Annotated in this window: 5 protein-coding genes and 1 pseudogene; 3 read left to right on the top strand and 3 right to left on the bottom strand. The window is 48.1% G+C overall.

Annotated elements, in window-relative coordinates; translation table 11 throughout:
* Positions 1-43 precede the first annotated feature (43 nt).
* The gene (locus Q0991_RS01200) at positions 44-685 is read left to right on the top strand and encodes a thylakoid membrane photosystem I accumulation factor (protein WP_299484712.1); all 642 of its coding nucleotides are present in this window, start codon (positions 44-46) and stop codon (positions 683-685) included.
* 29 nt (positions 686-714) lie between these two features.
* Here the strand turns inward: Q0991_RS01200 and Q0991_RS01195 are convergent, their stop codons facing one another.
* Positions 715-1467: an ABC transporter ATP-binding protein gene (locus Q0991_RS01195; protein WP_299484711.1), complete on the bottom strand. Its 753-nt coding sequence runs from the start codon at positions 1465-1467 to the stop codon at positions 715-717.
* A gap of 12 nt (positions 1468-1479) precedes the next feature.
* Positions 1480-1707 (bottom strand): ferredoxin family protein, encoded by a 228-nt coding sequence (locus Q0991_RS01190; protein ID WP_299484709.1) that lies wholly within the window; start codon positions 1705-1707, stop codon positions 1480-1482.
* 185 nt (positions 1708-1892) lie between these two features.
* Between Q0991_RS01190 and Q0991_RS01185 the strand changes: the two genes are divergently transcribed.
* Together Q0991_RS01185 and Q0991_RS01180 are read left to right on the top strand one after the other, a co-directional pair.
* Positions 1893-3827 carry an ABC transporter ATP-binding protein gene (locus tag Q0991_RS01185; protein WP_299484707.1) on the top strand — a complete coding sequence of 645 codons (1935 nt, stop codon included), beginning with the start codon at positions 1893-1895 and terminating at the stop codon, positions 3825-3827.
* Positions 3828-3846: 19 nt separating this feature from the next.
* Positions 3847-5139: a hypothetical protein gene (locus Q0991_RS01180; RefSeq protein ID WP_299484705.1), complete on the top strand. Its 1293-nt coding sequence runs from the start codon at positions 3847-3849 to the stop codon at positions 5137-5139.
* A 31-nt stretch (positions 5140-5170) separates the two neighbouring features.
* On the opposite strand, the pseudogene Q0991_RS01175 reads toward Q0991_RS01180, so the two are convergent.
* Positions 5171-5668 (bottom strand): annotated as a pseudogene (locus Q0991_RS01175) (ATP-binding protein); the annotation flags it as partial.
* Between the last annotated feature and the right edge of the window lie 92 nt (positions 5669-5760).

Here is a 5760-nt window from a genome sequence, read left to right as displayed (position 1 = left end):
GCTTTGGCGGGTTAATTCGTTTGCTACTGGAGACATTTAAATCATGATTTTTGGCGTAGGGACTCGTCCGAGCTGGCGTCGTATCGGTCAGCGTTGTATCAGTGTGCTGATCTTAGTTTTTTTGCTGTGTGGGTTTGGGATGATACCGTCTCAAGATGCGATCGCAGGCATTTATGACGACGAATTTGACGGCAATATTTTTATCCTCTATGCCAGCAATGCCGCTTTGGTGCCGCCCAAAGTCAGCTTAGCGGCAGCCATCCAAAAGGAAATTCCCACCTTGATCATGTTTTACACAGACGATAGTCAAGAGTGCAAACAAAATGCCTTGGTCTTGACTCAACTGCAAGCGGAGTACAAGCGGCAACTGAACCTGATGCCCATCATGGTGGATGCCATTAAAGCTCAGAGCACCGATGATCCAACGGATGCCCGCTACTACTACAATGGCCAGTTTGTCCCCCAATTTGTATTGGTAGATGCGACCGGCCAAGTCGTCTTGAATCAGAACGGCAAGATGAGCTTTGAACAACTGGATGAGCCCGTTAGAACTCTGTTGGGCTTAGCACCGAGAACTGAACCCTTAGTCTTAGATCGCCCATTATTCTCTCCCTCTCCTTCCGCTGATCAGACCTTCTTTGGGGAGGCAGTCAGAAGTTTCCAAGACGCCCCACCAGAAGAATAATGGCAGCATATAGAGCGGACAGTCGCACTTTAAGTTGCAGCATGTCCACCCAGGTACAACGCCCCCACATTGGGATCATCCAACAGTTGTGGGCCAGGACCTTCAAAGCGATCGCGCCCCGAATCGAGGACATATCCGCGATCGGACATCGCCAGCGCTTTGCGGGCATTCTGCTCCACTAGGACAATGGCTGTGCCTTGAGCATTGATTTCTTTAATTTTGGTCAAAATATCATCCACCAAAATAGGAGACAGGGCAGCAGACGGCTCATCTAGGATTAAAAGGCCCGGTTCGAGCATCATGGCTCTTCCCATCGCCAACATTTGGCGTTCCCCACCAGAGAGGGTTCCCGCCTGCTGACGACGGCGATCAGCCAGCCTAGGAAAGGTCGTAAAAATTTTAGACTTCAGATCCCCCAAAGGAATATCGCGAATAAATGCCCCCATCTCTAGATTCTCTTCCACCGTGAGGGAGCGGAAGACATTGGCTAATTGAGGAACGTAGCACACCCCCAAAGTTACAATTTCATTGGGTTTACGACCTGCAATATCTTGACCTCTCCAATGAATGGTGCCTGTATGGGGAGTCAACAGGCCACACACTGCTTTTGCCAAGGTCGATTTACCAGCACCATTCGGGCCGATAATGGCAACAATTTCCCCGGCAAAAAGCTTGAGATTAATGCCTTGCAAAATATCTAAGCCGGGTACATACCCTGCAAAAACATTCTCAACTTGCAGCAGTATTTCTGGTTCAGCAGTGGGCATCACAGAATCGGTCATGATGCTCCAAAGTTAGGAAGGCGTTTTCTGTAAATCGGCCCGTTCCTCAGCCAGGATGGCTCCATCTACTGGGCATACTTGCAGACAAATGCCACAGTCAATACAGGTAGAAAAGTCAATCCAATACCAGTCAGTACCCATCACGTTTTTACCGGGTCCTTCGTGGATACAGGCGACAGGACAGGCATCCACGCAATCGGCAATGCCTTCACAAACATCGGTAACAATGGTGTGAGCCACAGGTATCGTTCTCCCTCAATAAAATACTTGCCAAAGCAAATGGTGTTATCAGGGTAGCAGGAATTCAGAAGGAAGACATCCTTGCCCGTCCAACAGTCCCATGCCCGCTGAACAATACTTCTGATTCCCCAGAAGGCTTGCTAAAATCACGGTTAAGATTCTCCACCCCCTGGGCAAGCTGTTTTATGACCGATCCAATCCTCCAGATCCGGAACCTTCGCGTGCAATTCCAAACGGAAGGACAACGGGTAAATGCAGTAGATGGTGTATCCCTCACCTTGCCCCGGGGACAAACGTTGGGGATTGTGGGAGAGTCTGGTTCAGGGAAATCCGTCACATCCTTATCTGTGATGCGCTTAGTTCCGACACCTCCAGGTCAGATTGTTGAGGGTGAAATCTGGTTCCAAGGAGCATCTCCAGACACAGCCGACGCCAATAATGAACAATCCAATCCAGTCGATTTGCTACAGCTGCCAATCAGCGCCATGCAAGCCTATCGGGGTAGCCAAATCTCCATGATCTTCCAAGAGCCCATGAGTTCTCTGAATCCGGTGTATACCTGTGGGTTTCAAATTGTCGAAGCGCTGCGTTTACATGATGATCTGTCGGCTGCAGCCGCTCGACGGCGTGCCATGGCTCTACTCCAAGAAGTGAAGTTGATTCCACCCGATGCAGAACTTCAGCAAATGGTATTAGAGACCGCTGGTAAAGAGAGTGCATCTCTGAGTGAGACTGAGCTGCAGAAGCAGGTTAATCGTCAAAAGCGCTCCTATCTGAATCGTTACCCTCACCAACTCTCAGGTGGGCAAATTCAACGAGTGATGATTGCAATGGCGATTGCCTCTAATCCAGCCATTTTAATCGCGGATGAACCCACGACTGCTTTAGATGTGACAGTACAAGCCACGATTTTGGATTTGTTGCGAGAGCTGCGCGATCGCAGACAAATGTCAATTATTTTTGTTACCCATGACCTAGGGATTGTGGCAGAACTCGCAGATACCGTTGCCGTAATGTATCAAGGTCAAGTGGTGGAAACGGGGACTGCCCAGGAGATTTTTGAAAATCCTCAACATCCCTACACCAGAGGACTATTAGCCTGTCGTCCCCGTCCCGATCAGCGATTGAAACGCTTGCCGACGGTTGCTGATTTTATGGCATCTGAACCATCTGAAACACAAGACCTTGATCCTGTTACCGATCCGCCGATCACAGATGCACCCCTGTCTCCCGCACAGCCAGAAATGTCTGAGTCAGACATGCAGGACCGACTCGAAACCTTAACGCAACAACCACCCTTACTCAGGGTTCAGAACCTGCAAGTGTTCTTCCCCGTCAAAGGGATGTTCGGCAAAACGGTCCGCTATGTCACTGCCGTCAATAACGTCTCCTTTGATGTCTATCCGGGTGAAACCCTGGGACTAGTCGGGGAATCGGGTTGTGGCAAAACAACCCTAGGCCGCACACTGGTTCGCCTAATTAAGCCCACCAGCGGCAATATCTTGTATAACGGACGAGATATTACCCAACTCAGAGGCCGCCATCTACGGAAACTGCGACAAAACTTACAAATTATTTTCCAAGACCCCTACAGCTCCCTCGATCCGCGCATGAATGTGGGCACTGCCATTATGGAACCCATGCGGATTGCGGGGGGGATAACCGATCGGATCGCCGCTGAGCAAGGGGGCAATACACCGCGCGATCGCGCCGCCTATCTGTTAGAACGAGTCGGACTGACACCCAATGATATGAGCCGATATCCCCATGAATTCTCAGGCGGTCAGCGACAGCGGATCTGTATCGCTCGCGCTTTAGCTTTAAATCCTAAATTTATCATTTGTGATGAGTCCGTCTCCGCCCTAGATGTCTCTGTTCAAGCTCAGGTGTTGAACTTATTAAAAGAACTTCAGCGAGAATTTGATCTAACCTATATCTTTATTTCTCATGATTTAAGCGTAGTGAAATTTATGAGCGATCGCATCATGGTAATGAATCGGGGCAAGCTGGAAGAAATAGGCGCTGCCGACCAAATTTATTGTCACCCGCAAGCCGAATATACCCGCAAACTCATCGCCTCTATTCCAGCCGGACTCCCGACACAACCCAAAACGGCCTAAATCTTTCCTATGGCGAGAGGTGCAATTAAACGATTATCATGAGAACAAGTCTGCCATCTTCGCCAAAATTCAGCATTTAATTTTTATGGATGACCTAGAACTCTTACAAAGATTTGTATCAAGTTATCTATCGGGTCAACCCACATTGCTCTCTAACTCAGATCTAAGAGTCGAGCCCATTAGCGACACGCTACAGCTTCTCGCTAAAACAGAAGGATTAGTCGCAACCGCCAAGTTAGCAGGTGAAAAACGCTTTACTTCCATTCGCTTTAAATCTAGCTTCTGGCCCCAATTGCATGAAGCAATGATTGCCCAAAAATGTCTGCCCATTCGTCAATCTAAAATCGCAGGTTTTTACGAGTACGAACCGATTGAAATTCCAGACCATTATCAGGTCTGTTTTACCGATTCTTTAGACTTATTACAAACATGGTGGAGCTATAAAAAAAACGATAAACAGCTTGCATTAATGAGCTTATTATTTTTGCATCGCGGCATTTGGTACCCTATTCGCGATATTGTTTGCGAACATGGCACCCTAACCATTAAAACTGCGGGTTATGAACAACAGATATACCCCTTAGATATGCTGGTTTGGCTTCAGAAAACAGAGACGAAACAGCCCTCTTCATCAAAAAAGGGCAAAAAACAAAACATGCAGCCCCATCTTCGCTCTGCCAAATCGGAGCAATATCTATCCATGCATCGTCGGGCTATGGCGTCTCATTATCCTGATAGCAAACGGATTGGGGGATATCTTATGGATGCTGGATTGTTGTCTCCTGCTCAAGTAGAAGTCGTTTTGTCTGACCAAGAACTTACCGGTATGCGCTTTGGGGAAATTTTAGTGTCTAGAGGTTGGCTTAAATCCCAAACTATTGAATTTCTCTTTCAGAATGTGATTCTACCCCATCGCACCTTAGCCAAGCAGGAAGTCGAAAAAGCAAGGCAAAAAGCAGTTGATCATCTTAAAGAGGTCAACACTGCAGCTCAGTCCCCATCCGTATCACTGGCAAAACCACACCCTCAACCGCAAAAGCAGACTGATCCGCGACGCAGCCTCAAGCCCTCGTTAAATCAAGATCATTCCGCCACTCCACCTGAGCCGCAGGGTAGTAAAGCACTTACTCAACAGTCAGCACCACCTGTTCCTTCAGAGTCTTCTCCCAGCATTGATGAGGCCAAACCTGATCCCCTAGATTCACCTCGCCACCCCTCCATCCATGATCGAGAAACCTTAGCGACTTACGATAAACTGCATTTGGAAGATCTTCCTGATTGGTTGGAGATGGATGCCCAAGATGTAGACTAAGCCCCCATTGGAACGGAATGGATTGCCATCCCTACTGAAGTCGATCAATCGTACGATATTGAATTGCTTCCGCTACATGGGGTGCTTCCAGACTCGGTGAATTGGCCAGATCCGCAATTGTTCTAGCAACTTTCAGGATTCGGTCCGTTGCTCTAGCGGATAGTCCTAAACGCTGAATAGCCGTTTCCAATAATTGGCGCGTTGCATCATTCAACTGACACCAACGCCGCAGTTGCTGACTATTCATTTGAGCATTGCAGTGTAAATTATGTTCTGTCTTAAATCTTTGAGTCGCAGTATTGCGAGCCGATTGTACACGCTCCAAAATCGGTGCTGATGGCTCACCTTCAACCTGCTGAGTAATCTCTTCTGGCTTAAGCCGATTGACCGCTACTTGCAGATCAATTCGATCCATTAAAGGGCCAGACAATTTAGCCCAATAGGTCTCCCTTTGCCTCGGTGAACAAGTGCAAGCTTGAATTGGATCGGTGTAATATCCGCAAGGGCAGGGGTTGGTACTAGCTACTATAGCAATTGAGGAGCTAGTTAGGACAAAATAGGACCATGTCTTTTCTGCCTATTTCAATGCCCGCCCCCTATAGCAATGACTTCCGACAAAAA

This window comes from Acaryochloris sp. IP29b_bin.137 (assembly GCF_028285745.1).
Lineage (GTDB): Bacteria > Cyanobacteriota > Cyanobacteriia > Thermosynechococcales > Thermosynechococcaceae > Acaryochloris.
Note: the sequence above shows the minus strand (reverse complement) of the source record. Positions and strands in the feature narration are given on the sequence as shown.